The organism is Phreatobacter stygius, from assembly GCF_005144885.1.
In the GTDB taxonomy this organism is placed as follows: domain Bacteria; phylum Pseudomonadota; class Alphaproteobacteria; order Rhizobiales; family Phreatobacteraceae; genus Phreatobacter; species Phreatobacter stygius.
Window position 1 is genome coordinate 4,626,306 of sequence record NZ_CP039690.1, and the last position, 23,486, is coordinate 4,649,791.

The following is a 23,486-nucleotide window of genomic DNA, read 5'->3' on the forward strand; positions in this document are numbered from 1 at the left end:
CCCGTCATGTGGGGCGTCCCGGGTCGCGGGTCCGCCCGACGGCGGTGCTGTCCGGGTCCGTTGCCGGTTCCGGAAGGACCAGCGAGAAGCATGCGCCCCGCCCGTTGCCTCCGGGATCGACGGTCAGATCCCCTCCATGGTTCTGGGCGATCGTGCGGGAAATCGCAAGACCAAGGCCCAGTCCGGTTCTCTTCGTACTCGCGAAGGCCTTGAACAAGCTGGGCAGTGCCTCCATGGGCACGCCAGCCCCACTGTCGCGCACCGAAAATCGGATCATGCCGTCCTTGGCCTGGGTCTCGATCCAGATGCGCGCATGCTCGCCACCGCGGACCGCCTCCAGGGCATTGCGCACCAGGTTGACCACGATCTGCTGGATCTGCACGGCATCGACAAGCACCGGCGGTAGCCGTTCGCGCAGGTTGCGCACCACCCGCGTGCCCGGCCGGTAGCCGAGCAGCGTCAGCTCTACGGCGTCCTCGACCAGCGGGTTGAGATCGACCAGGCGCCGCTCCGGCTCGCGCTTTTCGACGAAGTCGCGCATGCGCCTGATGATGTTGCCGGCGCGTTCGGCCTCGCGCAGCGCCTTGTCGAGGATGGAGCGCACGGTCTCGTCGAAATGCGCGCCGATCTCACCTTTGCGATGGGCATCGACGGCCTTGGCATGGGTTCGGCCGACGGCTTGCAGGTAGAGCATGACGGCGGTCAGCGGCTGGTTCAGCTCGTGGGCGAGTGCTGCCCCCATCTCGTCCATGGCCGAGACGCGCGCCATGTGCAGCAGCTCGGTCTGCAGCTGGTTGAGCCGTTCCTCGGCTTCCTTGCGCGGTCTGAGATCGCGCAGGATGCCAATGAACTGGCGCCCGTCCGGGGTGCCCGCTTCGGCGACCGACAATTCGACCGGAAAGATCGTGCCGTCGCGGTGCCGGCCCTGGACTTCGCGGCCGCCGCCGATGAACTGTTCGATCAGGCCGTGCCCGGCGTCCTCGCCGCGCGCGGCCTCCTCGGCGGCCATGATCATGGTGATGCTGCGGCCGATCGTCTCCGGCGCGGTCCAGCCGAACAGGGTCTCGCAGGCCTTGTTGAAGACCAGGATCGTCGCGGTCTCATCGATCACGATGATGCCGTCGACCGCAATGTCGAGCACGCTGGACAGACGGGCCTCCGAGACCGTCAGCGACGCTTTCATGATCGGCTCGATGGGCATCCTCCTCAGGACGACGCGCCAAGCCTTGTCGCCAGGCCACTGCCGCGCGGCGGCAATCCGGAGGCGGGGGGCGAGCGGGCCGCCGGAAGGCCTCCTCCGTAGAAGATGCTACGGACAAATCCCTAGTGCAACACCGAATCTGTCCGCCTTGTTGTCTCCATCCGTGTGGATCGTCAGAGGTGTCGGCGGCCCGACACGCTGGCCGCCGGTCACGATCTCCCGTCGTCACGGCTGGCGGCGAGACGATCCAGTGTGGCGATCGCCATGGATGGATCGGATCTCGCGGTCAGAGCTGCCTGATCGCCTGGCGGAGCCGCTCGGCGGCAATCTCGATCTGCTCCGGCGAACGCAGGTAGCAGAGCCGCAAATGCCCCTCGCCGCCGCTGCCGAAAGCCGCGCCCGGCGCCAGCCCGACCTTGGCGAGGTCGACGAGTTTGATGGCGCCGGCCATCGAGTCGGTCATGCCCTCGACGCCGAAGAACAGGTAGAAGGCGCCGTCGGGCCGCGAGAAATGGCACCGGCCGGTCTGTTCGATCGCTGTCGAGATGATGTCGCGCGCCTTGCGCGCCTTGCTGATCTGGTGCTCGACGAAGCTCTCGCCGCGCTCCAGCGCCGCGACGCCGGCACGCTGGATGAACGGCGGCGAGCCGGAGGTGGAATATTGGATCAGGTTCTCGATGACGTCGCCGAGGGCCGGATCGGCTTCCACCCAGCCCATGCGCCAGCCGGTCATCGCCCAATTCTTCGAGAAGGTGTTGACCCAGAGGATCCGGTCGCCGTCCTCGCGCACATCGTGGAACGACGGCGCCCGCTTGGCCTCGCCGGTCCAGACGAAGCGCGTATAGATCTCGTCGGCGATGATCCACAGGCCATGTTTGCGCGCCAGCGCCAGGATCGCGGCGAGCTCTTCGCGCGTCGCGGTCCAGCCGGTCGGGTTCGACGGGGTGTTGACGAACAGCGCCTTGGTTTTCGGCGTGATCGCCGCCGCGATCCGGTCGAGATCCATTTGCCAGCCGCGATTGCCATGGGTCAGTTCGACCAGCACCGGGACGGCGCCGCGCAGGCCCGCCGCCGCCGGTGCGTTCGGCCAGGTCGGCGAGGGGATGATCACCTCGTCGCCGGGGCCTGCCGCCAGGGTCATGGCGATCTGGATCGCCTGCATGCCCGAGCCGCAGACGAAGAAGCGCTCGGAGGACAGCGCGCGGCCATAGAGGTTGGAGGCATAGGTGGCGATCGCCTGGCGAAGCTCGGGGATGCCGCGCTGCCACGTATAGGTGGTCTCGCCGGCGGCAAGCGAGCGGGTCGCCGCCTCGCAGATGAAGGCCGGGGTCGGCACATCACCTTCGCCGACCCACAACTGGATCACGTCGCCGGCCGTGCGCGCATATTTCGACAGTTCGACAATGCCGCTGGCAGGCGCCCCGGTGGCTTCGGGGCGGAGCGAGGCGAGAAGGGATGACGTCATGGAGGCGCTTGCTCTGATGGACAGACCCGGACCATAGCGGCTGGGGCACCGTTCTTCTCATGAAAATCGCGATAAAAGTCCATAACCAAAGGCGATGAGCCATATCGGCGCCTGCTGCGCGATCAGGCCTTGGTTCCGCCCGACTGGCTTTGCTATAAGCGCCGGTCGCAAGAGCTTCTCAAGGATCATGGCGTGCTGCGCACATTCGGTATGACGGGTCGGGCCCTGGCCCGTGTCGCGCTTCTTTCTGGCCTCTCCGCCGGTCTTGCCGGTTGCGGCACCAGCGGCGGCAATTTGTTCGGTGGCGGCCAGACCCAGGAGGCGGCGGCGCAACCAGCCCCCGGCGTCGGCTCGCCGGTGCACAATGCCCTGTTCGGCCAGCCGGTCCAGGCCGGCCCCCAGACGCTGCAGGAAAATCTCTGCCCGCGCATCGAGGTGCGCGACGGCTCCAACGTCTGGCGCCAGGGTGGCGACGGGCCGACCGAGTTGCGCTACCAGGCAACCATCACCGATCTTGCCCGCGAATGCCGCATCGACGGCCAGACCATGATCGTCAAGGTCGGCCTCGAGGGACGCGTGCTGACCGGCCCGAAAGCCGAGGGCAGCGCCCGGCTGACCTTGCCGATCCGCGTGGCGGTGACGCGCGGCCTGTCGCAATCGGTCTGGACCAGGCTTTACAACGTGCCGATCGACGTGCCGGCCGGCTCGCCCAACGTCTCGTTCACCCAGATCGAGGACCAGGTCAGCTTCCCGCTGCCGCCGCCGGATGAGCTGCAGACCTATGTCATCTTCGTCGGTTTCGACACGATGGCCCAGCCGCGCGAGCGCGGCCGGGGGCGCCAGGCGCGCCAGCGCTGACGCCCGGGGCGAGCAGGCCGGACACCATGGCGACGGTGTCCGGCTCTTGTCGGATCAGGGCCGGCCCGAAAAAATTCAGCTGGTCAGTAGGCAGCCCGGACCACGGGCGCGCCGGCCCAATCGAATTTATAGGACACGCCGATGCGCACGGTGTGGGTCACCGGTGACTGGGAGATGCGGCTCGCCGGATCGATGAGGGGGCCCGCGACGAAGTTTCGGACAAGTGTCTTCTCCGGATAGTATCCGGCGAGGTAGTCGAGCCGCACCATGACGTTGCGGGTCAGCGCATATTCGATGCCGCCGCCGACGACCGGACCGAGGCTCCATCCGCTGCCGCGCCAGACCGAGCCTCCTTCGCTCGTATAACGAACCGTCGTTTCCTGAAGTCCCGCGCCTACCGTCAGGTAGAACAGCCAGGGGCCCGAAGCGAAGCCGAGGCGTGCGCGCAGCGTGCCGGAAGAACCCGTCCTCGTCGTGAAGTCGTCGAATGCGACGCCGTTGGTGAAACGGCGGTAGACGCTCTTGTCGGCAAACGAAAAGTCCGCCTCGAGACCGATGACCGATGGCCCGGACTGCCAGTTGAAGCCGCCGTGAATGCCGCCGGTCGCGGAACCCGACGCCATGTTGAAAATGCCGGCCGCTCTCGTGACGGGCAAAAGGCCGGTATGCGAAGGGGACACACCGGTTGCGCCCGCCCGCCACCCGGCATGGGCGCCAATATAGAAGCCGGTCCAGTCGAAAGCCGCGACAGGTGCCGTAATGGGGGCCGGCAGTCCAACGTCCGCCGCTTGTGCCGGCGTCATGCCGACCAAAAGGCCACATACCATGAGGCATCTGTTGAACATGCGCATGCTTGCCCCCTGGGTTACCAGCAGAAGTCTGCGTGCAAATTATTCGCGGCCTGCCGGATTCGATCAATCAATTTTGCGTCTGGCGCCGGTGGTGTGGCTATTTTACAAGGCCCGTGTGCCTGCCGCGCAACATGAGCGCGGATCCCCGCTCGCCCCAGTCTCTGCGCGTGCCGCGCTCACTGCCGCCTTTCGGGCCGCGCCCTTGCCCACAAGCTCGCCTTGACTCCGCCGCCCGATCCCGTCATTCGGGAGGGGTGTCATATGAGCCCGGCGGGAGAGTCCGGGTGGTCTTTAAATGCGAGATCTCCCGGCGCCGAAGGAGCAACGGCCCCGGAACCTCTCAGGCAAAAAGGACCGCCGGGGGATTGGCACTCTGGAAAGCGGCAGCGTGTCCAAGCGCGGCCCACCGACGGAGTAAGCCGATAGGGTCCCGGTCAGGGCCCTGGCCCCAGGGCCCCGGTGAATCTCTCAGGTCCTGCGACAGAGGGGCGCGAGCGGGCGACAAGCCCGCGTTTCGAGCGTGTTCGGGGCGTGCCCCGGGCCTGCTCACGCGCCGATGCAGGATGACCATGGCCGAACCCCTTTCCGGGCCGCTGCACAAGACCCCGCTTCATCAGCTGCATGTCGAGGCCGGCGCCAAGATGGTGCCCTTCGCCGGCTACGACATGCCGGTGCAATATCCGACCGGCGTCCTGACCGAGCACAACTGGACGCGCAGCGACGCCGGCCTGTTCGACGTCAGCCATATGGGCCAGGCCTTCGTGGTCGGCCCAACCTGGGAGGCGACCGCCAAGGCGCTCGAGGCGCTGGTGCCGGCCGACATCCTCAACCTGAAGCCGGGCCAGCAGCGCTACAGCCAGCTGACCGCCGAGGATGGCGGCATTCTCGACGACCTGATGATCACGCGCTCGGCCTATGCCGGCTACGAGGGCTGGGCCTACCTGGTGGTCAATGCCGGCTGCAAGGAGCAGGACTTCGCCCATATCGGGCCGCGCCTGCCCGATGGCGTCACCTTGAAGCCGGACGCGACGCTGGCATTGATCGCGCTGCAGGGCCCGAAGGCGGCCGCCGTGCTCGACGCGTTGCTTCCCGGCATCGCCGCGACGCCGTTCATGACCTTCACCGAAACCAAGCTGGACGGCATGTTCGTCCATGCCTCGCGCTCGGGTTACACCGGCGAGGACGGGTTCGAGCTCTGCGTCGAGGCCAAGGACGCCGCGGCGATCTGGCAGCGGCTCCTGTCGGACGAGCGGGTCAAGCCGATCGGGCTCGGCGCGCGCGACAGCCTGAGGCTGGAAGCCGGTCTCTGCCTCTACGGCCACGACATCGACACCACGACATCGCCGGTCGAAGCTGGCCTGACCTGGTCGATCCAGAAGCGCCGCCGGACCGAGGGCGGTTTTCCCGGCGCCACGCGCATTCAGAAAGAGCTTGCCGACGGCCCGGCGCGCCGGCGGATCGGCATCCTGCCCGACGGCCGGGCGCCGGCCCGCGAGGGCACGGTGATCAAGGCCGCCGACGGGGCGGCCATCGGCACCGTGACCTCAGGCGGTTTCGGGCCCAGCGTCAGCGGTCCGGTCGCCATGGGTTATGTCAATGCGCGCTTCGCCGAGCCGGGCACGCCCGTGCTGCTCGAAGTGCGCGGCAAGGATCTGCCGGCCAAGGTCGTGACCATGCCCTTCGCGCCGCATCGCTACTTCCGCGGATAGCATTTTCGAGATGGGGCCGGATCCGGCTTCGATCAGGAACATGCCTCATAACAAGGTTTCAGAGGAGCTCGCCATGGCCAATATCCGTTACACCAAGGACCACGAATATATCAGCGTCGAGGGCGACACCGGCACCATCGGCATTTCCGACTATGCTCAGCAGCAGCTCGGCGACGTCGTTTTCGTCGAATTGCCGGAACTCGGCCGCAAGGTCGCCAAGGGCGACGGTGCCGCCGTGGTCGAAAGCGTCAAGGCGGCCTCGGACATCTATGCGCCGGTGGCCGGCGAAGTGGTGGCGGTCAATGGCGCGCTGGAGGCCGCTCCCGGCACGGTCAACGAGGATCCCGCCGGCAAGGGCTGGTTCCTGAAGCTCCGGATCGCCGACCCGAAGCAGCTCGACGACCTGATGGACGAAGCCGCCTACCAGGCTTTCGTCGCCTCGATCTCCTGAAGGCGCGTTATGGCGCATTCCTACACCGCCGACGTCACATGGACCCGCGACGAGGCTGTCTTCACCGACAACCGCTATTCGCGCGGCCATGTCTGGCGTTTCGACGGTGGCGTGACGGTGCCGGCCTCGTCGGCGCCGTCAAGTGTGCGCCCGCCTTATTCCAAGGTCGATGCGGTCGATCCCGAGGAAGCGCTGGTCGCGGCCCTGTCCTCCTGCCACATGCTGTTCTTCCTGGCCTTTGCCGCGGCCCAGGGCTTTCGTGTCGACCATTACGACGACAAGGCGGAAGGCGTGATGACCAAGAACGCCAAGGGCAAGCTATTCGTTTCGACGGTGACGTTGCGCCCGGCCGTGACCTTTTCCGGCGACAAGCTGCCTGATCGCGCCGCCATCGACCACCTGCATCATCGCTCCCATGAGGAATGTTTCCTCGCGAACTCGGTGCTTGCCGAGATCGTGATCGAAGCCTCCGACCCGATCCTCGCCTGAACTGGACTTGAGCCTCATGCGCTACCTGCCGCTGACCTCCGACGACCGGACCGACATGCTCGCCAAGATCGGCGTCGCTTCGGTCGATGACCTCTTTGCCAATGTGCCCAAGGGCAAGCTGATGAAGGGCTTGGCCGATCTGCCCACCACCAAGGGCGAGATCGAGGTCGAGCGGATCATGGGGGCGCTCGCCGCCAAGAACGTGCCGGCTTCCGCCGGGCCGTTCTTCGTCGGCGCCGGAGCCTACAAGCACCATGTGCCGGCGAGTGTCGATCACCTGATCCAGCGCTCGGAATTTCTCACCAGCTACACGCCCTACCAGCCGGAAATCGCCCAGGGGACGCTGCAATATCTGTTCGAGTTCCAGACCCAGGTGGCGCTGCTCACCGGCATGGAAGTGGCCAATGCCTCCATGTATGACGGCTCGACCGGAGCCGCCGAGGCCGTGCTCATGGCCCATCGCGTCACCCGGCGGAACAAGGCGATCCTCGCCGGCAACCTGCACCCGCATTACCGCGACGTGATCGAGACCCTGTCGCGCATGGCCTCCGACACGACAGTGGCGCTGCCGGCCAATGCGGTCGATGCCGGCGCCGACCTGAAGGCGGTGGCCGCCGCCATCGACGCCGAGACGTCCTGCGTGGTGATCCAGACGCCCGACGTCTTCGGCAACCTGCATGACCTGAAGGCCATCGCCGAGAAGGCCCAGGCCGCCGGCGCGCTGCTGATCGCCGTGGTCACCGAGGTCGTTTCGCTAGGGAGCCTGACCTCGCCCGGCGCCATGGGCGCCGACATCGTGGTGGCCGAGGGGCAGTCGATCGGCGTTGGCCTCAATTTCGGCGGCCCCTATGTCGGGCTGTTCGCCGCCAAGTCCAAATATGTCCGCCAGATGCCCGGCCGCCTGTGCGGCGAGACGGTGGACGCCGAGGGCCGGCGTGGCTTCGTACTGACGCTGTCGACCCGCGAGCAGCATATCCGCCGCGAGAAGGCGACTTCCAATATCTGCACCAATTCCGGCCTGATGTGCCTGGCCTTCACCATTCACATGACGCTGCTCGGCGAAGCCGGCCTGAAGCGGCTGGCGGCGGTCAACCACGCCAATGCCTGCGATCTCGCCGATCGGCTGGATGGGGTGAAGGGTGTCGAAGTGCTCAACAAGAGCTTCTTCAACGAGTTCACCATCCGGGTGGCCGGCGATGCGGCCAAGATCGTCGAGAAAATGGCCAAGAAGGGCGTGCTGGCCGGCGTGCCGGCCTCCCGCCTCTGGCCGACCGACAAGGCCGAGAAGGACCTGATCATCGTCGCCAATACCGAAGTGAACACCGACGAGGACCGCGCGGCCTTCGTCGCGGCTCTCCAAGCTTCCATCTGAGGACATAGCCATGATGAACCGTCAGGGCCGCCCCACCGCCGCCGGCGACACCTCCGCCCAGGCTCACCCGACCTTTACCGGCAATTACGGCCTGGAGATCGAGGAGCCGCTGCTGTTCGAGATCGGCCGGGCCGAAACCACCGGCGTCGATCTGCCGGCGCCAAAAAAGGTCAAGTCGCGCCTCGGCAAGCTTGCCCGCGACGGCGCCATCGGCCTGGTCGGCCTGTCCGAGCCGGAGACGCTGCGCCACTATGTGCGTCTCAGCCAGAAGAATTTCGGCATCGATACCGGGCTGTTCTCGCTCGGCTCCTGCACGATGAAGCACAATCCGCGGCTGAACGAGAAGATGGCGCGGCTGCCGGGCCTCGGCGATATCCATCCCTTGCAGCCGCAGTCGACGGTGCAGGGCGCGCTCGAATTGATCGACACGCTCGCCCACTACCTGAAAGAGCTGACCGGCATGGCCGCGGTCGCCATGAGCCCCAAGGCCGGCGCCCATGGCGAGCTCTGCGGCATGATGGCGATCAAGGCGGCGCTGGAGGCGAGCGGCCAAGGTCATCGCAAGATCGTGCTGGTGCCGGAATCGGCCCATGGCACCAATCCGGCAACCGCCGCCCTGATCGGCTTCGAGGTCAAGCCGGTGCCGGCGCAGGCCGACGGCACGGTGCATGTCGCCGACGTCAAGGCGGCGCTGACATCTGACGTTGCCGCGATCATGCTGACCAATCCGAACACCTGCGGCATCTTCGAGAAGGAGATCGTCGAGATCGCCGCGGCGATCCACAAGGCCGGCGCCTATTTCTACTGCGACGGGGCCAATTTCAACGCCATCGTCGGCAAGGCGCGCCCCGGCGACCTCGGTGTCGACGCCATGCATATCAACCTGCACAAGACCTTCTCGACGCCGCATGGCGGCGGTGGTCCGGGCGCCGGTCCGGTGGTGCTGTCGGAGCGGCTGGCGGCCTTCGTGCCCTATCCCTTCGTCCATGCCGACAAGGCCTATGTGCTGGTCGAGGAAGCCACCAAGATCGTCAAGGGTGAGAAGCCGTTCGGCCGCATGACCGCCTTCCACGGCCAGATGGGCATGTTCGTCCGGGCGCTCGCCTATATGCTGTCGCACGGTTCCGACGGTATGAAGCAGGCATCCGAGGATGCCGTGCTCAACGCCAATTACATCAGGGCGAGCCTCGCCGACCTGATGAGCCTGCCGTTCGGCGACCAGCCCTGCATGCACGAGGCGCTGTTCGACGACACCTGGCTGAAGGATACCGGCGTCACCACGCTCGACTTCGCGAAAGCCATGATCGACGAGGGCTATCACCCGATGACCATGTATTTCCCGCTGGTCGTCCATGGCGCCATGCTGATCGAGCCGACTGAATCGGAATCGAAAGCCTCGCTTGATCTGTTCATCGCAACCCTGCGCGATCTCGCCATGAGCGCCACCAAGGGCGAGGTCGACCGGTTCAAGGGCGCGCCCTATCACGCGCCGCGCCGCCGGCTGGATGAGACCCGGGCCGCGCGCAATCCGGTGCTGCGCTGGACACCGCCCGCACCCTATGCCGAGGCTGCCGAATAGGCGGCAGGCACAAGCTCGAGATCGCGCCGGGCATCGTTGAAGACGGCCGGCGCCGCTGACCTCAGAGGCCGGCCAGGGCCAGCACGACCACCAGGGCCATCCCCATCCAGCCATAGTGGCGGCCGCGGGTGGCCCAGGCATTGGCGAGCGCGGCGCTGGCGAAGACCACCGCCAGCACCAGGATGGTCGCCCGCCGCGCCGGATCGACGAAGAACCAGCCGGCGCAAATGAGCAGGACGCCGCCGCCGATCCAGGCGACCGTGCCGGCTTGCCAGACGAGGTGGATCAACAGCTTGGTTGCCGGCGGCTCGATACGGGCCCGGGCGAAGACGCGCGTTTCGCCAAGCACGCCATGCGTGATGGCTATGGCAACCGCCAGACATCCCGAAAGCAGCAGCAGGACATCACGCATGGTGCTCTCCATACAGTTGTGTACGGTGACCATGGCCTGCGCTCTGGCGCCTGTCAATACAGTGATGTATGGTCGCGGCCATGCGTCCCGGACCCACACCAAGGCTGTCGGCCGATGACTGGATCAATGCCGGCCTGAAGGCCTTGGCAAGAGCCGGCTCCGGCGCATTGAAGGCCGATCTCCTGGCAACCGAACTCGGCGTTTCGCGCGGCAGCTTCTATTGGCATTTCGCCGATATCGGCGCTTTCCACCAGGCCGTGCTGGCGCGCTGGCGCGACATTGCCGCGCTGGCGATCATCGACGACATCGAGCGCTCGGTCGCGCGCGAGGATCGGCTCGCCGTGCTGCTGCGCCGGGCCTTCGCCGGCGATACCTCGCTCGAAGTGGCGGTCAGGGCCTGGGGCACGGCCACGCCGCTCGTGCGCCAGACACTCGACGCGGTCGACCGGGATCGCGTCGGCTATATCGAGACGCTGCTGGTCGACCTGGGTTTCAAGGCGGATATCGCGCATTGGCGTGCCTTGATCTTCTATTCCACCTATCTCGGCCTGGCGCTGTCCGGCCGGCGCCTGGGCCGCGACGAGATCGAAAGTTTCGTCAGGGAGTTGTCGATCCTGAGCGTGCCGGCCTGAGCAAAGCGCGCGAAGAACGGCAGCCAACGCCATCTCTCCCTTGCCTATCGGCCGGTCTTGCCCTTAAGAGAACGCATGCGCTTGTTCAGCCGTCTTGCGGTGCCCGCCGCTTCGCGAATTACCGGCCCGGCCTCCTGAGGCCGCGGTGACGCGCGCCCGGAGGTCCGGGTTCTTAAACAACGCCCTTCCTGTCGCGGCCAATATCGCCGCCTGATCCGGTCGAGACCGATGTCCGAACCTTTTGACTATTCGAAGACCCTGCTCCTGCCGGAAACGGCGTTTCCGATGCGCGCCGGCCTGCCGGAAAAGGAACCGGAAATCCTCAAGAGCTGGGCGGCCACGGGCCTTTATGACCGGTTGCGCCGCGAGGCGAGGGGCCGTGCCAAATTTGTGCTGCATGACGGCCCGCCCTATGCGAACGGCCATTTGCACATCGGCCACGCGCTCAACAAGATCCTGAAAGACATCGTCACCAAATCGCAGCAGATGGCTGGCTTCGACTCGGACTATGTGCCGGGCTGGGACTGCCACGGCCTGCCGATCGAGTGGAAGATCGAAGAGCAGTACCGCGCCAAGGGGCTGAACAAGGACGACGTGCCGATCGTCGAATTCCGCAGGGAGTGCCGTGCTTTCGCCAGCCATTGGCTCGACGTTCAGCGCGAGGAGTTCAAGCGGCTCGGCGTGGTCGGCGACTGGGACAGGCCTTATCTGACCATGAGCTTCGCGGCGGAAGCGCAGATCGCCGCCGAGCTCATGAAGTTCGCGGCCAACGGCCAGCTTTATCGCGGCTCCAAGCCGGTCATGTGGTCGGTGGTCGAGAAGACCGCGCTGGCCGAGGCCGAGGTCGAATATCACGACTACCAGAGCGATACGATCTTTGCCGCCTTCCCGGTGCTGGGCCAGGATTTCTCGATCGTCATCTGGACCACCACGCCGTGGACCATCCCCGGCAACCGGGCGATCTCCTATTCCAAGCGGATCAGCTACGGGCTCTATCGCGTGACGGCCGCGGCCGAGACCAATTGGGCCAAGGTCGGCGCCCAATATGTGCTTGCCGACAAGCTCGCCGGCGACCTGCTCAAGGCCGCCAAGGTCGAAGGCTTCGAGCGGCTTCGCGATGTCGGCGCGGCCGAATTGGCCGGCTATACGACGGCTCATCCGCTGCGCGGCAACGGTTATGACTTCGACGTACCGATGCTCGAGGGCGACCATGTCACCGACGACGCCGGCACCGGCTTCGTCCACACCGCCCCCGGCCATGGCCGCGAGGACTTTGACATCTGGATGGCCAATGGCCGCGAGCTCGCGGCCCGCGGCATCGACACGGCGATCCCTTATACGGTTGATGGTGACGGCCGTTTCACCAAGGAGGCGCCGAGCTTCACCGGCCGCCAGGTGATCACCGACAAGGGTGACAAGGGCGACGCCAATGGCGCGGTCATCGAGGCCCTGGCGGCCGCCGGCAGGCTGGTCGCGCGCGGCCGGCTGAAGCACACCTATCCGCATTCCTGGCGCTCCAAGAAGCCGGTCATCTTCCGCAATACGCCGCAATGGTTCATTGCGATGGACAAGCCTTATGACGACGGCACGACGCTGCGCGAGCGGGCGCTGAAGGCGATCCGCGAGACCGAATGGGTACCGGCCTCGGGCGAGAACCGCATCACCGGCATGATCGAGAACCGCCCGGACTGGGTGGTGTCGCGCCAGCGCGCCTGGGGCGTGCCGATCGCGGTCTTCGTCAACAAGGAGACCAACGAGATCCTGAGGGACGAGGCGGTCGACCACCGCATTCGCGAGGCTTTCACGCAGGAAGGCGCCGATGCCTGGTTCGCTTCCGACGACGGCGCGCGTTTCCTCGGTTCGGAATACGACCCGAAGGACTGGGACAAGGTCAATGACGTGCTCGATGTCTGGTTCGATTCCGGCTCGACCCATGCTTTCACGCTGGAGGATCCGCAGGCTTTTCCAAATTTCGCCGGCCTGAAGCGCAAGGTCGATGGCGGCGCCGACACGGTGATGTACCTCGAGGGCTCGGACCAGCATCGCGGCTGGTTCCATTCCTCGTTGCTGGAAAGCTGCGGCACCCGCGGCCGGGCGCCCTTTGACGTGGTGCTGACCCACGGTTTCGTGCTCGACGGCGACGGCCGCAAAATGTCGAAGTCGATCGGCAACACTGTCGCGCCGCAGGACGTCATCAAGCAGTCGGGCGCCGACATCCTCAGGCTGTGGGTGGCGGCCTCCGACTATTCCGACGACCTGCGCATCGGCAAGGAAATCCTGCAGACCACCTCCGATACCTATCGGAAGCTGCGCAACACCATCCGCTGGATGCTCGGCGCGCTGAAGCATCACGACGGCGCGACGCTGCCCGAGACCGATGTGCCGGAGCTCGAACGGCTGATGCTGCATCGGCTGGCCGAGCTGTCGCCTGTCATCCACGAGGCCTATCGGACCTATGACTACAAGAAGGTCTTCGCCCTTCTGACCCATTTCATGACGGTCGATCTGTCGGCCTTCTATTTCGATGTCCGCAAGGACACGCTCTATTGCGATCCGCTGTCGTCGCAGGGCCGGAAGGCCGCGCTGGCGGTGATCGAAGAGGTGTTCAAGGCGGTTGCGACCTGGCTTGCGCCGGTGCTCTCGTTTACCGCGGAAGAGGCCTGGTGGGATCGTTATGGCCGCAACGGCAGCGTCCATCTCGCGCCGTTCTATACGGCCGATGCGGCCTGGCTCGATCCGGCGCTCGACGCCAAATGGGACAAGATCCGCAAGGTCCGCCGTGTCGTCACCGGCGCGCTGGAGGTCGAGCGTGCGGCCAAGCGGCTCGGGTCGTCGCTCGAGGCTGCCCCGATCGTCCACATTGCCGATGCCGATCTCGCCGCAGCGGTTGCCGGCACGGACATGGCCGAAGTCGCCATCACCTCGGGGGCGACCGTCGTCGCCGGTGAAGGGCCGGCCGATGCGTTCCGGCTCGACGAGGTGAAGGGCGTCGCTGTGGTCTCGGCTAAGGCTTCGGGCGTCAAATGCGCGCGCAGCTGGAAATATTTCGATCCCACGACCGCTGATCCGGCCTTCCCGGACATCACTCCGCGCGACGCCAGGGCGATGCGCGAGTGGAAAGCCCGTCACGTGCTGTGAGGGGGAGGGCGCAAGCCCTCCTTCGAGGCCGGATGGCTGCGGTCGATTGCGCAAGGAAAGCGATGCGCTGCCATGCGGCGCAAACCGTCCACTGCCAGCGCATAGGGAATGACACGATGGGGAGATGCCCGATCTCAGCGGGCATGGTTCGTGCCTATAGTGGCGGGAGATGTCTCACGGGAGCAGGCCATGCCCCAGCGCAATTTCGCCGTCGTGCCATTCGTCCAGCGTGGCTCCCGTATGGTCGCCGAGGACGTGCACTATCTCGACACTTACGAGCAGGCGCGTGTGGTCGCCAATTTTGTCGCGAAGAAGCGGCCGGGGGTGATCATCTTGTCCGTCTCGGCGTCACGCTGGGACGAGGAACCGGAAATTGTCGTCCTGGAACAGATCGGCGCGGGGCTGGCAAGCGCCACCGCGACGGTTCACTGATCGGACGAGAGGCGGGTTGTCAGGCCGCTGTCACAGCAGACGGTCCCGCCGGACCGCATGAGGACAGCGACGCTGCTTTGCGCGTGTCGCTTCAGGCTTGGGATCAGTCGAGCTTCAGCTCGTCCGCCGACTGCTTGCCTGTACGACGATCGGTGGCCAGTTCGTATGTCACCTTCTCGCCTTCACGCAGGTCGTTCAGACCAGCGCGCTGCACGGCGGAAATATGCACGAACACATCCTTGCCGCCGTCGGCGGGTTGGATAAAGCCGTAGCCTTTCTGGGGGTTGAACCACTTCACAGTCCCGGTCGCCATGGAAGCTCCTCATGTTTGGCGGTGGAGGGATAGGTTGTCAGGCAGCCCGACGTCTGGGCTGCGGACGGGGGGTGGCGGCAGCGGCGCGGGGATCGCGCCGTTGAGCCTGGGACGAGTGAGAAGCAACGGTGAGCGAGACACGAGTCAGCCGTTCGATGGCCGTCAGGTAGCTGCGCTCGCTGGGATCACAGAAGGCGAATGCAATGCCCGTGCGGCCGGCCCGGCCGGTGCGGCCGATGCGGTGGACATAGCTTTCCGGTTCATTGGGCAGGTCGAAATTCACCACATGGGTGATCTCGGCGACGTCGATGCCGCGGGCGAACAGGTCGGTCGCCACCAGCACGCGCACGGCGCCGGCCTTGAACTGGGCGAGTGCCCGCTGGCGCGCGCCCTGGCTCTTGTTGCCGTGGATGGCGTCGGCGGCAACGCCGGCCTTGACCAACTGGCCGGCCAGCCGGTTCGCGCCGTGCTTGGTACGGGTGAACACCACGACGCGGGCAAGGTCGGGATCCTTCAGCAGCGTCTCCAGGAGCGCTCGCTTGTCCGGCGTCGGCACGTGATAGACGTGCTGTTCGATCGCCTCGACCGTGACCACTTCCGGGGTGACTTCGACGCGCACCGGCTCCCACAGGATGGTGCGGGCGAGCTTGGCCACTTCTTTCGGCATGGTGGCCGAAAACAGCATCGACTGGCGCTGGTCCGGCAGCTTGTTGACGATCTTCATCACGTCATTGATGAAGCCCATGTCGAGCATGCGGTCGGCTTCGTCGAGCACCAGATGGGTGACCGTATCGAGGCGCACCGCGCCCTGGTTCATCAGGTCGATCAGGCGGCCGGGGGTGGCAACCAGGAGGTCGAGGCCGCGGGCGAGCGCCTGGACCTGCGGGTTCTGGCCGACGCCGCCGAAGATCACGGCATGGCGCAGCTTGGTGTGCTTGGACAGCTTGGCGATGTTCTCGCCGATCTGCAGGGCCAGTTCGCGGGTCGGTGCCAGGATCAGGGCGCGCACGCCCTTCGAGGGCACGCGTTCGGTTTCTTCGGCAAGGTGCTGAAGCATCGGCAGCGCGAAAGCCGCGGTCTTGCCGGTGCCGGTCTGAGCGATGCCGATCAGATCATGGTCTTCAAGGAGGTGAGGAATGGCCTTCGCCTGGATCGGCGTCGGCTTGGTGAAGCCTGCATCATTGAGGGAACGCAGGAGCGGCTCGGCAAGGCCGAGCGACGCAAAATTCAAAGTATTCAAGAAGATAATTCTTTCAAGTCTACCGGAAGCGCCGTCTTGGCGATCTCCAGTTTCGAGGTCACGAGCCGCGCGCCGGGGCGGATCAGACTAGTTGTCGCACCGGATCTCCGGTTATCGACGCCCAGGAATTAACGAAGGCGGCGCAGCGCAATCACGACGATGTTTGCTTTACATGCTGTAACTCTGCCCTCACGTCAACCCCATCGTGTGAAAATCCGTATGTCGCAATCAGATGTGGAATGATGTTCCTCGCTCAATGCTTGCGTCAATCAGTTGAAATTTCACGTATATTGAAGGAAGGGCCGGATCAGCCGCGAGCACGAACGCGCGCGCCATGATTGCCGCTTGCATCGGCTCCGGCTAGCACTTGGGGTGACGTCAATCTCAGGGAGCCGTCCAATGACCACCCTTGCCAATCGCCGCGTTCTACTGGCCGCTCGTCCGCATGGCGAGCCAAAGCCCTCCGACTTCCGGATTGACGAAGCGCCGGCGCCCGAGCCGGGCGAGGGCGAGGTTCTGCTCAAGATCAGGTATCTCTCGCTCGATCCCTATATGCGCGGGCGGATGAGCGACGCCAAATCTTACGCCGCCCCGGTTGAGGTCGGCGGCGTGATGGAGGGCGGTACCGTCGCCGAGGTGGTCGCAAGCAAAAGCGACCGTTTCAAGCCGGGCGATATCGTCCTGTCCCATTCCGGCTGGCAGTCCTATGCGGTTGCCGATGCCAAGGCACTGCGCAAGATCGACCCGACGGCCGCGCCGATCTCGACCGCCGTCGGCGTGCTCGGCATGCCCGGCATGACCGCCTATACCGGCCTCCTGACCATTGGCCAGCCCAAGGCCGGCGAAACGGTGGTGGTTGCCGCCGCCACTGGTCCGGTCGGCTCGGCGGTCGGCCAGATCGCCCGGATCAAGGGCGCACGCGCCGTCGGCATTGCCGGCGGGGCCGACAAGTGCAAGGCGCTGATCGAGGAGTTCGGCTTCGATGTGGCGGTCGACCACCGGTCGCCGACCTTTGCGGCCGATCTCAAGGCGGCTTGCCCTGATGGCATCGACGTCTATTTCGAGAATGTCGGCGGCGCGGTGTTCGACGCAGTCTTCCCGCTGTTGAACTTCTTCGCCCGCATCCCGGTTTGCGGCCTGATCGCCCAATACAATGCCACCGGCCTTCCCGACGGCCCGGACCGGACGCAGCTTCTGCTGCGTGACATCTTGACCAAGCGGCTCACCTTCCGCGGCTTCATCGTGCGCGACTTCGCCGACCAGGCGAAGGACTTCTTCACCGACATGTCGGCCTGGCTGCGCGACGGCAAGGTGAAATACCGCGAGGACGTGGTCGAGGGCCTTGACAAGGCGCCGGAGGCCTTTATCGGACTGCTCAAGGGCAAGAATTTCGGCAAGCTGGTGATCAAGGTCGCCTGACGATCTGGCTCAGGGCGGCCCGGACCACTGGCCCGGGCCGCCCTTCGGCAAATCTCAAGCCATATGGGCGCCGACGAACCAGTGGTCCTTGTCGACCGCCCGGGTAATGCTGGTGAAGATGTCGGCGGTGATGGCGTCGCCGGCCGTGTCGGCCTCGTCGACGCCCTCGCGGCACCCCTTGGCGAAGGCGCCGAGACGATCGCCGACCGCCTTGACGTGATCGTTCTGGGCGGTCGTGTCCGTCGGATAGGGGCTGAGCGAGGTCGCTTCGGCGGTGGCCTGCGTCGTGCCGGCTGCGATGCCGCCGAGCTGCACCACCCGCTCGGCCAGCGTGTCGCCATGCTCTTCGACGCGCGCCGCGACCTGGTCGAACAATTCGTGAATGGCGATGAAGCCCGGCCCTTTGACGTTCCAGTGGGCTTGCTTGATGGCGAGCTTCAGGTCGATGGCATCGGCCAGACGTTTGTTCAGAAGCGCGATCATGGCAGTGCGGGTATTGCTCTTGAGGTCGCTGACAAAGGCCTTGGTCACTTCAAAATCCTCCAGGTCCAACCAGGAGCGCCAAAGGCCGTGCCGCCCGCCGCGTGAAGGGCCGGACGATCGGGCACAACCCGGCGCGTCGGCGCGGCGGGTCATGCCACGCGACATCACCCTATAACGCCGAACCTCTGAATCAGATCCGTGGGAATAACGATGCCTTGGGCTGCCGCCGCCTGGCGCAGCGCCAGCCGCCGCTGGCCGGGAAGCCGGGCGCCGGCCTGGGCTTCGATGGCACCGGCGAGAGCGGTCATGCGGTCGCCGAACGCGCCATGGCCGAAACCGGCCGGATCGATCGCCAGGATGGTCTGGCCGGTGCCGGGGGGCGGGCCCTTCTCATCGAGGAAGGACGACGCTTCCATCGACAGGTGCGCGCCGGTCAGCGCCGCCGCCAGCACCTCGACCATCAGCGCCAGCGCCGTGCCCTTGGGCCCGCCCAGCGCCACCATGGTGCCCTTCAGGGCCTGGTCGGCATCGGTCGTGGGTTTGCCTTCCGCGTCGAGCGCCCAACCGGTCGGGATCGCCTCGCCCTTCTGTTTCGCCGCGACGATATTGCCGCGCGCCACCGTCGACAGGGCGAGATCCACGACAACCGGCGGGCGGCCGGGCAGGGGGGCTGCGAAAGCGATCGGGTTGGTGCCATAGACCGCCTTGGTGCCGCCGGCCGGAGCGATCGCTTCCGGGGTGTTGGCGAAGAACAGCGCGACGAGCCCCTGTGCGGCGAACCGCTCGACATGGTGGCCGAGCGCGCCGGCATGGTTGGACCGGGTGATGGCGGCTGCCGCGATTCCGGTCTCGCGAACGATGTCAGGCAGTTGCGCGACCGCGAGATCGATCGCCGAATAGGCGAAGCCGTCGGCGGCATCGACCATCAGCGTTGCGGTCCTGATCCGCGTCGCGGTCGGGACGGCATCGCCCCTGATCTTGCCGGAGGCAAGCATGCCGAGATAGGTCGGAATGCGCGAGAGGCCGTGACCTTTGAGCCCATCGGCTTCGGCGCCGACCAGGGCGGCCGCGACCGACAATGCGGCGGTCTCGCTCGCGCCGTGGTCCCGGAAGATGTGGGCGACATAGGCGCGAGCCGTATCGAGGGGGACCAGGGTCATGGGCGGCGCTCCCCGAGAACCGTGCGGATATTGGCTGCGGTGACCGAGGAGACCCGGACATTGCTCTCGACTGTGACGCCGGCGATATGCGGCGTGAGGATCAGGTTCGGCGCGCCGTTCAAGGGCGAACCAGCCTTCAGTGGCTCCTGGTCGAACACGTCGAGGGCAGCGCCCGCCAGCGTGCCGGCTTTCAGCGCGGCGGCCAGCGCCGGTTCGTCGATGACGCCGCCGCGTGCGGCATTGACGATGACCGCGCCGGGTTTCATCGCGGCGAGCCGCTTGGCATCGATCAGGTTGCGCGTCTCGTCGGTCAGCGGCACATGCAGGCTGATCGCGTCGGCCGACGTCATGAGCTGATCGAGATCGACCTTGCGGGCGCCAATGGCCGCCCAGGCCGGGTCATCGGCGGCGACGAAGGGATCGGCCGCGACGATGGTCATGCCGAAGGCCCGGGCCCGCAGCGCCGTCTCGCGGGCGATGGCGCCGAAGCCGATCAGGCCCAGCGTCTTGCCGTGGACCTCGCGGCCCATCAGCCTTTCCCGCGGCCAGAGGCCGTCGGCCACCTCGGCGCTGGCGGCATAAGCGCCGCGCAGCAGCACGAGCACGGTGGTCAGGGCCCATTCGGCCACCGCTATGTCATTGGCCCCGGTCGCCGGCAGCACGGCGATGCCGCGGGCCTTGCAGGCGGCCAGGTCGATATTGTCGAGCCCGACACCGAGCCGGCCGATGGCTTCGAGTTGGGCCCCGGCCTCCAGCAGCGCGCCGCGCACCTGGGTGCGGTTGCGCACGACCAGCGCGCGGGCACCGGCGACCAGCGCCGTCAGTTCCGCCGGCCGGTCGACCAGCGCCTTGTCGTAGGTGACCGAAAAATCGCGCCGGAGATCCGCAACCGCGGCTTCGTCCATGAACTCGCAGATGACGATATCGGTCATGTCCAACTGTCCTACAGAACCAATAAGCCGGCGATGACGATGCCGAGAATGACCAGGGTGGTGCCGAAAAATACCGCCACGTGGCGCCAGCCGATCGACAGGATCGCGGTGATCGAGGTGCCCAAGCCAAGCGCCGCGATGGCGATCAGGAGCCCGGCATTGGACAAGGCCACCAGCCAGCCCTTGACCAGGGCATAGGGGCTGACCAGCGCCGGAATGGTCGGGACGATGGAATTGACCACCACCAGGGCGAGGAACACCAGGGCGAAGACCGGCACCGGCACTTTGGCGTCATGGGTCGCTTCGCCCTGGCGCATGAACCACCAGCCAATGGCCAGCACCACCGGCAGCAGCAGGAACACCCGGAACAGCTTGACCACGACAGCGGTATTACCGACCGGATCGGACACCGCATAGCCGGCGCCGACCACCTGGGCCATGTCGTGAATGGTGGCACCGAGGAGGATGCCGGTCTTGCTGGCATCGAAGCCGAGCAGGATCGCCAGCGGCGGATAGATCAGCATGACGATGGTCGAAACCGCGTTGGCCGCGACCACCGTGAAAGCGGTATCGGCGGCGCGCGCCTTGTAGTGCGGCAGCACGGTGGTGGTGGCGAGCGCGGCGGAAGCGCCGCAGACCGCGGTGGCGGCGCCGGCCAGTGCACCATAACCGTCATGCGCGCCGAAGCGGCGGGCAAGCCAGATTCCGGCGGCAATGGTTGCCGCCATGGCGCCGACGACCAGTACGAGCGTGCCGAGGCCGAGGCCAATGATGTCGCCCAGCGCGACGCGCAGGCCGAGAAGCCCGATCGCCCAGCGCAGCAGCTTCTTCACCGCGAAGGTGAGGCCCGCCTCGAAGGCTGGCCGCGCGGCGACCGAATGCAAGGCAATGCCGATGATCAGGGCGATGACCATGCCCGGCAGGGCGAGGCGCCCGCCCGTGGCGTTCCTGACCACCGGCTCGGCCATGACCGCGATGATCGACACGGCGGAGGCGAGCGCCATGCCGGGCAGCAGCGGCCGGGCGGCTGCGGGGGAAACCAGGGTCATGACCCGTCCTGCTGAGCTTTCGAATAGATGAGCGAGCGCCGGTCCGGCCGCTCGCGGACCGCGCTCAGTTCGAAGCCGAGATCGGTCAGGATCTTGCGCGACGCGGCATTGGTCTCGCGGGTCACCGCGATGATCGGGCCGAGACGGCGCGTCGCGGCGAAGTCTAGCACCGCCCTGACGGCTTCCTTGGTGAAACCCTGGCCGCGCTGGTCGGGCATCACGGCATAACGCAGCGCCACGCCGAGATCGTCGTCATGTTGCCACAGGCCGGCGATGCCGACGAAGGCCCGGTCGTCGCGCCGGCGCATGACGAAGAGGCCGAAGCCGTGTTCGGCCCAGGTCTTCAGGTAGAGGTCGAGCTGGGCGCGCGTCTGCGCCGCATCGAGAACCCCATGTTTCAGCTTGCCACCGACCTCGGGATGGCCGGTCAAGGTTGCAAGCGTGTCGAAGTCCCCGGCGCCGATGGCTGTGAGCATCAGGCGTTCGGTGGTGAGGGTCGGCCGGAGCGGGATGACATAGCGCAATTCCGGCTTGTCGCCGTAATGTCTGGCGGTGAAGCGTTCGGCCAGCACACCGCCATTGGCCTCGATCACCCGCATCGAAACCGCATTGTCGGGGTCGCAGGTGATCTCGACCCGGCCGAGGCCGATCCGGCGGGCTTCCGGCAGCATGGCGGCGAGCGCCGCGGTGGCGTAGCCGCGCCGCCGCTTCCAGGGCACGACAGCATAGCCGATATGGCCGAGGACGTGGTCGGGCAGGGCATCGGTGCCCTCCTGCCAGCGCAATGAAATGCTGCCGCAGAACGCGCCGTCCCAGAGCCAGCGCAGGATGAAGGGCAGTTTCGGCACCTGAGATCCGTCCGGCAGCGGGATCAGGCCTTCGCGGCTGGTCAGGCTTGCCAGGAAAGCCGCAGGATCCTTGTCGAAGGCGGCGAGCTGTTCGCCCGAGACGTCGCGGACATTGTTGGGCGACCAGCCACGACGCAAGGCGTCGACATAGCTCTCGAGCTGATCGAGGCCGGGCGCGACGAGCGTGAGCGGCATGGAGGCCATGGGTGCCATTCGGGCGGGCGGCGCGCCCCGTTGGGCGCGCCGGACAGGTGAGGATCAGGCCGAGCGATAGAGCTTGGTCATCGAGAACTCGCGATGGCCCAGGGCCTCGGCCGAGGTCAAGCGGCCATTGGCGGTGCGCACGATGTTTTCGATCAATGCATCGCCGGCCTGCGGAATCGTCATGGTCCGCTTCAGCACGCCCGAGACGTCGACGTCGATATGCTCGGGCATGGTCCGCATGGTCTTCGGATTGCCGGTGATCTTGATGACCGGCACGATCGGGTTGCCGATGACATTGCCCTGGCCGGTCGGGAAGGTGTGGATCACATAGCCGCCCGCCGCCATCAGGGTCACGCATTCGGCGGCCGCCGACGAGGTGTCCATGTAATAGAGGCCGGCGCCCTTGGCCGGCGCCTCGGCCGGCTCGAGGATGTCGATATAGCGGCATTCCCGGCCGATCTTCTCGAGATTGCCCAGCGCCTTTTCCTCGATCGTGGTCAGGCCGCCGGCAATATTGCCTTTGGTCGGCTGGCTGTCGGAGAGGTCGTCGGTCTTGTGTGCCTCGATGACGTCGTCCTGATAGGCCTTCCACATCTTGTACCAGCGCTCGCCGACTTCCAGGCTCGCCGCGCGCGCCTTGCACAGATGTTCCGCGCCGGTGATCTCCGAGGTTTCGCCGAACACGCCATAGATGCCGCGCGGGATCAGCTTGTCATACATGTTGCCGACGGTGGGGCAGGATGACAGGCCCGTGGTGGTGTCGCTCTCGCCGCATTTGGTCGAGATCCACAATTCCTCGATGCCGCATTTCTCACGGGCAAGCTCGGTCGACCACTGGACGAATTCCTTGGCGACATAGCTCGCCTTGGCAATGGTGGCGATGTCGCCATGGCCTTCGATGCCGAAGCCGACCACCGGCTTGCCGGTCTTGGCGATGCCGTCGACCACCCGCTTGGTCCACTGGTCTTCGATGCCGATGACAACGACGGCTGCGACATTCGGATTGGAGCCGGTGCCGATCAGCGTGCGGAAATGGACGTCGAGGTCCTCGCCGAACTGCAGCCGGCCATAGGCGTGCGGAATGGCGAGCGTGCCCTTGATATTGTTGGCGACCGCCTCGCAGGCGGCGTTCGACAGGTCGTCGAGCGGCAGCAGCAGGACCAGGTTGCGCACGCCGACACGGCCGTTCTCGCGGCGCCAGCCCATGACGCTGTCGAGCGCGCGGCCGGTCGGGCGCTTGACGATGGGG

At 66.2% G+C, this 23,486-nt stretch carries 22 protein-coding genes and 2 riboswitches; of the genes, 10 read left to right on the forward strand and 12 right to left on the reverse strand.

Translation table 11 applies throughout. The annotated features are described in order from the left end of the window. Window positions 1-4 precede the first annotated feature (4 nt). Window positions 5-1,183 carry a PAS domain-containing sensor histidine kinase gene (locus tag E8M01_RS21735; RefSeq protein ID WP_246088382.1) on the reverse strand — a complete coding sequence of 393 codons (1,179 nt, stop codon included), beginning with the start codon at window positions 1,181-1,183 and terminating at the stop codon, window positions 5-7. A 304-nt stretch (window positions 1,184-1,487) separates the two neighbouring features. Beyond that, window positions 1,488-2,666 carry a pyridoxal phosphate-dependent aminotransferase gene (locus E8M01_RS21740; protein ID WP_136962062.1) on the reverse strand — a complete coding sequence of 393 codons (1,179 nt, stop codon included), beginning with the start codon at window positions 2,664-2,666 and terminating at the stop codon, window positions 1,488-1,490. 192 nt (window positions 2,667-2,858) lie between these two features. Here E8M01_RS21740 and E8M01_RS21745 point away from each other — a divergent pair, with 192 nt between their 5' ends. Continuing rightward, window positions 2,859-3,524, forward strand: coding sequence for a hypothetical protein (locus E8M01_RS21745; RefSeq protein WP_136962063.1), 666 nt, complete (start codon window positions 2,859-2,861; stop codon window positions 3,522-3,524). An 83-nt stretch (window positions 3,525-3,607) separates the two neighbouring features. Here E8M01_RS21745 and E8M01_RS21750 read toward each other — a convergent pair whose 3' ends face one another. Then, window positions 3,608-4,375, reverse strand: coding sequence for an outer membrane protein (locus tag E8M01_RS21750; protein WP_136962064.1), 768 nt, complete (start codon window positions 4,373-4,375; stop codon window positions 3,608-3,610). Window positions 4,376-4,636: 261 nt separating this feature from the next. Continuing rightward, window positions 4,637-4,742, forward strand: a riboswitch (glycine riboswitch). A gap of 2 nt (window positions 4,743-4,744) precedes the next feature. Next, a riboswitch (glycine riboswitch) is annotated at window positions 4,745-4,863 on the forward strand. A gap of 81 nt (window positions 4,864-4,944) precedes the next feature. Here E8M01_RS21750 and gcvT point away from each other — a divergent pair. From gcvT to gcvPB, 5 genes are all read left to right on the forward strand, one after another. Next, entirely contained in the window at window positions 4,945-6,084 is a 1,140-nt protein-coding gene (gene gcvT / locus E8M01_RS21755; RefSeq protein ID WP_136962065.1) for a glycine cleavage system aminomethyltransferase GcvT, read from the forward strand. A 73-nt stretch (window positions 6,085-6,157) separates the two neighbouring features. Next, complete coding sequence (gcvH, locus tag E8M01_RS21760) at window positions 6,158-6,535, forward strand: glycine cleavage system protein GcvH (RefSeq protein WP_136962066.1); 378 nt, start codon at window positions 6,158-6,160, stop codon at window positions 6,533-6,535. Window positions 6,536-6,544: 9 nt separating this feature from the next. Beyond that, the gene (locus E8M01_RS21765; RefSeq protein WP_136962067.1) at window positions 6,545-7,024 is read left to right on the forward strand and encodes an OsmC family protein; all 480 of its coding nucleotides are present in this window, start codon (window positions 6,545-6,547) and stop codon (window positions 7,022-7,024) included. A gap of 16 nt (window positions 7,025-7,040) precedes the next feature. Further along, window positions 7,041-8,396, forward strand: a complete 1,356-nt coding sequence (gcvPA, locus tag E8M01_RS21770) for an aminomethyl-transferring glycine dehydrogenase subunit GcvPA (protein WP_136962068.1) — start codon at window positions 7,041-7,043, stop codon at window positions 8,394-8,396. Between the two features lie 10 nt (window positions 8,397-8,406). Then, window positions 8,407-9,975, forward strand: a complete 1,569-nt coding sequence (gene gcvPB / locus E8M01_RS21775) for an aminomethyl-transferring glycine dehydrogenase subunit GcvPB (protein ID WP_136962069.1) — start codon at window positions 8,407-8,409, stop codon at window positions 9,973-9,975. Window positions 9,976-10,036: 61 nt separating this feature from the next. Here the strand turns inward: gcvPB and E8M01_RS21780 are convergent, their stop codons facing one another. After that, window positions 10,037-10,387 carry a hypothetical protein gene (locus E8M01_RS21780; protein WP_136962070.1) on the reverse strand — a complete coding sequence of 117 codons (351 nt, stop codon included), beginning with the start codon at window positions 10,385-10,387 and terminating at the stop codon, window positions 10,037-10,039. 80 nt (window positions 10,388-10,467) lie between these two features. Here E8M01_RS21780 and E8M01_RS21785 point away from each other — a divergent pair, with 80 nt between their 5' ends. The 3 genes from E8M01_RS21785 to E8M01_RS21795 all read left to right on the forward strand — a co-directional run bounded on the left by E8M01_RS21785 (window position 10,468) and on the right by E8M01_RS21795 (window position 14,589). After that, entirely contained in the window at window positions 10,468-11,019 is a 552-nt protein-coding gene (locus tag E8M01_RS21785; protein WP_136962071.1) for a TetR/AcrR family transcriptional regulator, read from the forward strand. Window positions 11,020-11,247: 228 nt separating this feature from the next. Further along, the gene (ileS, locus tag E8M01_RS21790; RefSeq protein ID WP_136962072.1) at window positions 11,248-14,157 is read left to right on the forward strand and encodes an isoleucine--tRNA ligase; all 2,910 of its coding nucleotides are present in this window, start codon (window positions 11,248-11,250) and stop codon (window positions 14,155-14,157) included. Between the two features lie 189 nt (window positions 14,158-14,346). Beyond that, complete coding sequence (locus E8M01_RS21795) at window positions 14,347-14,589, forward strand: hypothetical protein (RefSeq protein WP_136962073.1); 243 nt, start codon at window positions 14,347-14,349, stop codon at window positions 14,587-14,589. A gap of 103 nt (window positions 14,590-14,692) precedes the next feature. Here the strand turns inward: E8M01_RS21795 and E8M01_RS21800 are convergent, their stop codons facing one another. Both E8M01_RS21800 and E8M01_RS21805 read right to left on the reverse strand, forming a co-directional pair. Continuing rightward, window positions 14,693-14,902, reverse strand: a complete 210-nt coding sequence (locus E8M01_RS21800) for a cold-shock protein (protein ID WP_136962074.1) — start codon at window positions 14,900-14,902, stop codon at window positions 14,693-14,695. Between the two features lie 37 nt (window positions 14,903-14,939). After that, window positions 14,940-16,142: a DEAD/DEAH box helicase gene (locus E8M01_RS21805; RefSeq protein WP_136962075.1), complete on the reverse strand. Its 1,203-nt coding sequence runs from the start codon at window positions 16,140-16,142 to the stop codon at window positions 14,940-14,942. A gap of 399 nt (window positions 16,143-16,541) precedes the next feature. Here E8M01_RS21805 and E8M01_RS21810 point away from each other — a divergent pair, with 399 nt between their 5' ends. Further along, on the forward strand, window positions 16,542-17,561 hold the full coding sequence (locus E8M01_RS21810) for an NADP-dependent oxidoreductase (RefSeq protein ID WP_136962076.1): 1,020 nt from the start codon (window positions 16,542-16,544) through the stop codon (window positions 17,559-17,561). Window positions 17,562-17,615: 54 nt separating this feature from the next. Here the strand turns inward: E8M01_RS21810 and dps are convergent, their stop codons facing one another. From dps to E8M01_RS21840, 6 genes are all read right to left on the reverse strand, one after another. Beyond that, window positions 17,616-18,092: a DNA starvation/stationary phase protection protein Dps gene (gene dps, locus E8M01_RS21815; protein ID WP_425467676.1), complete on the reverse strand. Its 477-nt coding sequence runs from the start codon at window positions 18,090-18,092 to the stop codon at window positions 17,616-17,618. 116 nt (window positions 18,093-18,208) lie between these two features. Next, window positions 18,209-19,204: an Ldh family oxidoreductase gene (locus tag E8M01_RS21820; protein WP_136962078.1), complete on the reverse strand. Its 996-nt coding sequence runs from the start codon at window positions 19,202-19,204 to the stop codon at window positions 18,209-18,211. Further along, entirely contained in the window at window positions 19,201-20,136 is a 936-nt protein-coding gene (locus tag E8M01_RS21825; protein WP_136962079.1) for a hydroxyacid dehydrogenase, read from the reverse strand. The genes E8M01_RS21820 and E8M01_RS21825 overlap by 4 nt, the downstream gene beginning before the upstream one ends. 11 nt (window positions 20,137-20,147) lie before the next feature. Continuing rightward, window positions 20,148-21,185, reverse strand: coding sequence for a YeiH family protein (locus E8M01_RS21830; protein WP_136962080.1), 1,038 nt, complete (start codon window positions 21,183-21,185; stop codon window positions 20,148-20,150). Continuing rightward, on the reverse strand, window positions 21,182-22,237 hold the full coding sequence (locus tag E8M01_RS35880; protein WP_136962081.1) for a GNAT family N-acetyltransferase: 1,056 nt from the start codon (window positions 22,235-22,237) through the stop codon (window positions 21,182-21,184). The genes E8M01_RS21830 and E8M01_RS35880 overlap by 4 nt, the downstream gene beginning before the upstream one ends. A 54-nt stretch (window positions 22,238-22,291) precedes the next feature. Continuing rightward, window positions 22,292-23,443, reverse strand: a complete 1,152-nt coding sequence (locus tag E8M01_RS21840) for a UxaA family hydrolase (RefSeq protein ID WP_136964754.1) — start codon at window positions 23,441-23,443, stop codon at window positions 22,292-22,294. Window positions 23,444-23,486 lie beyond the last annotated feature (43 nt).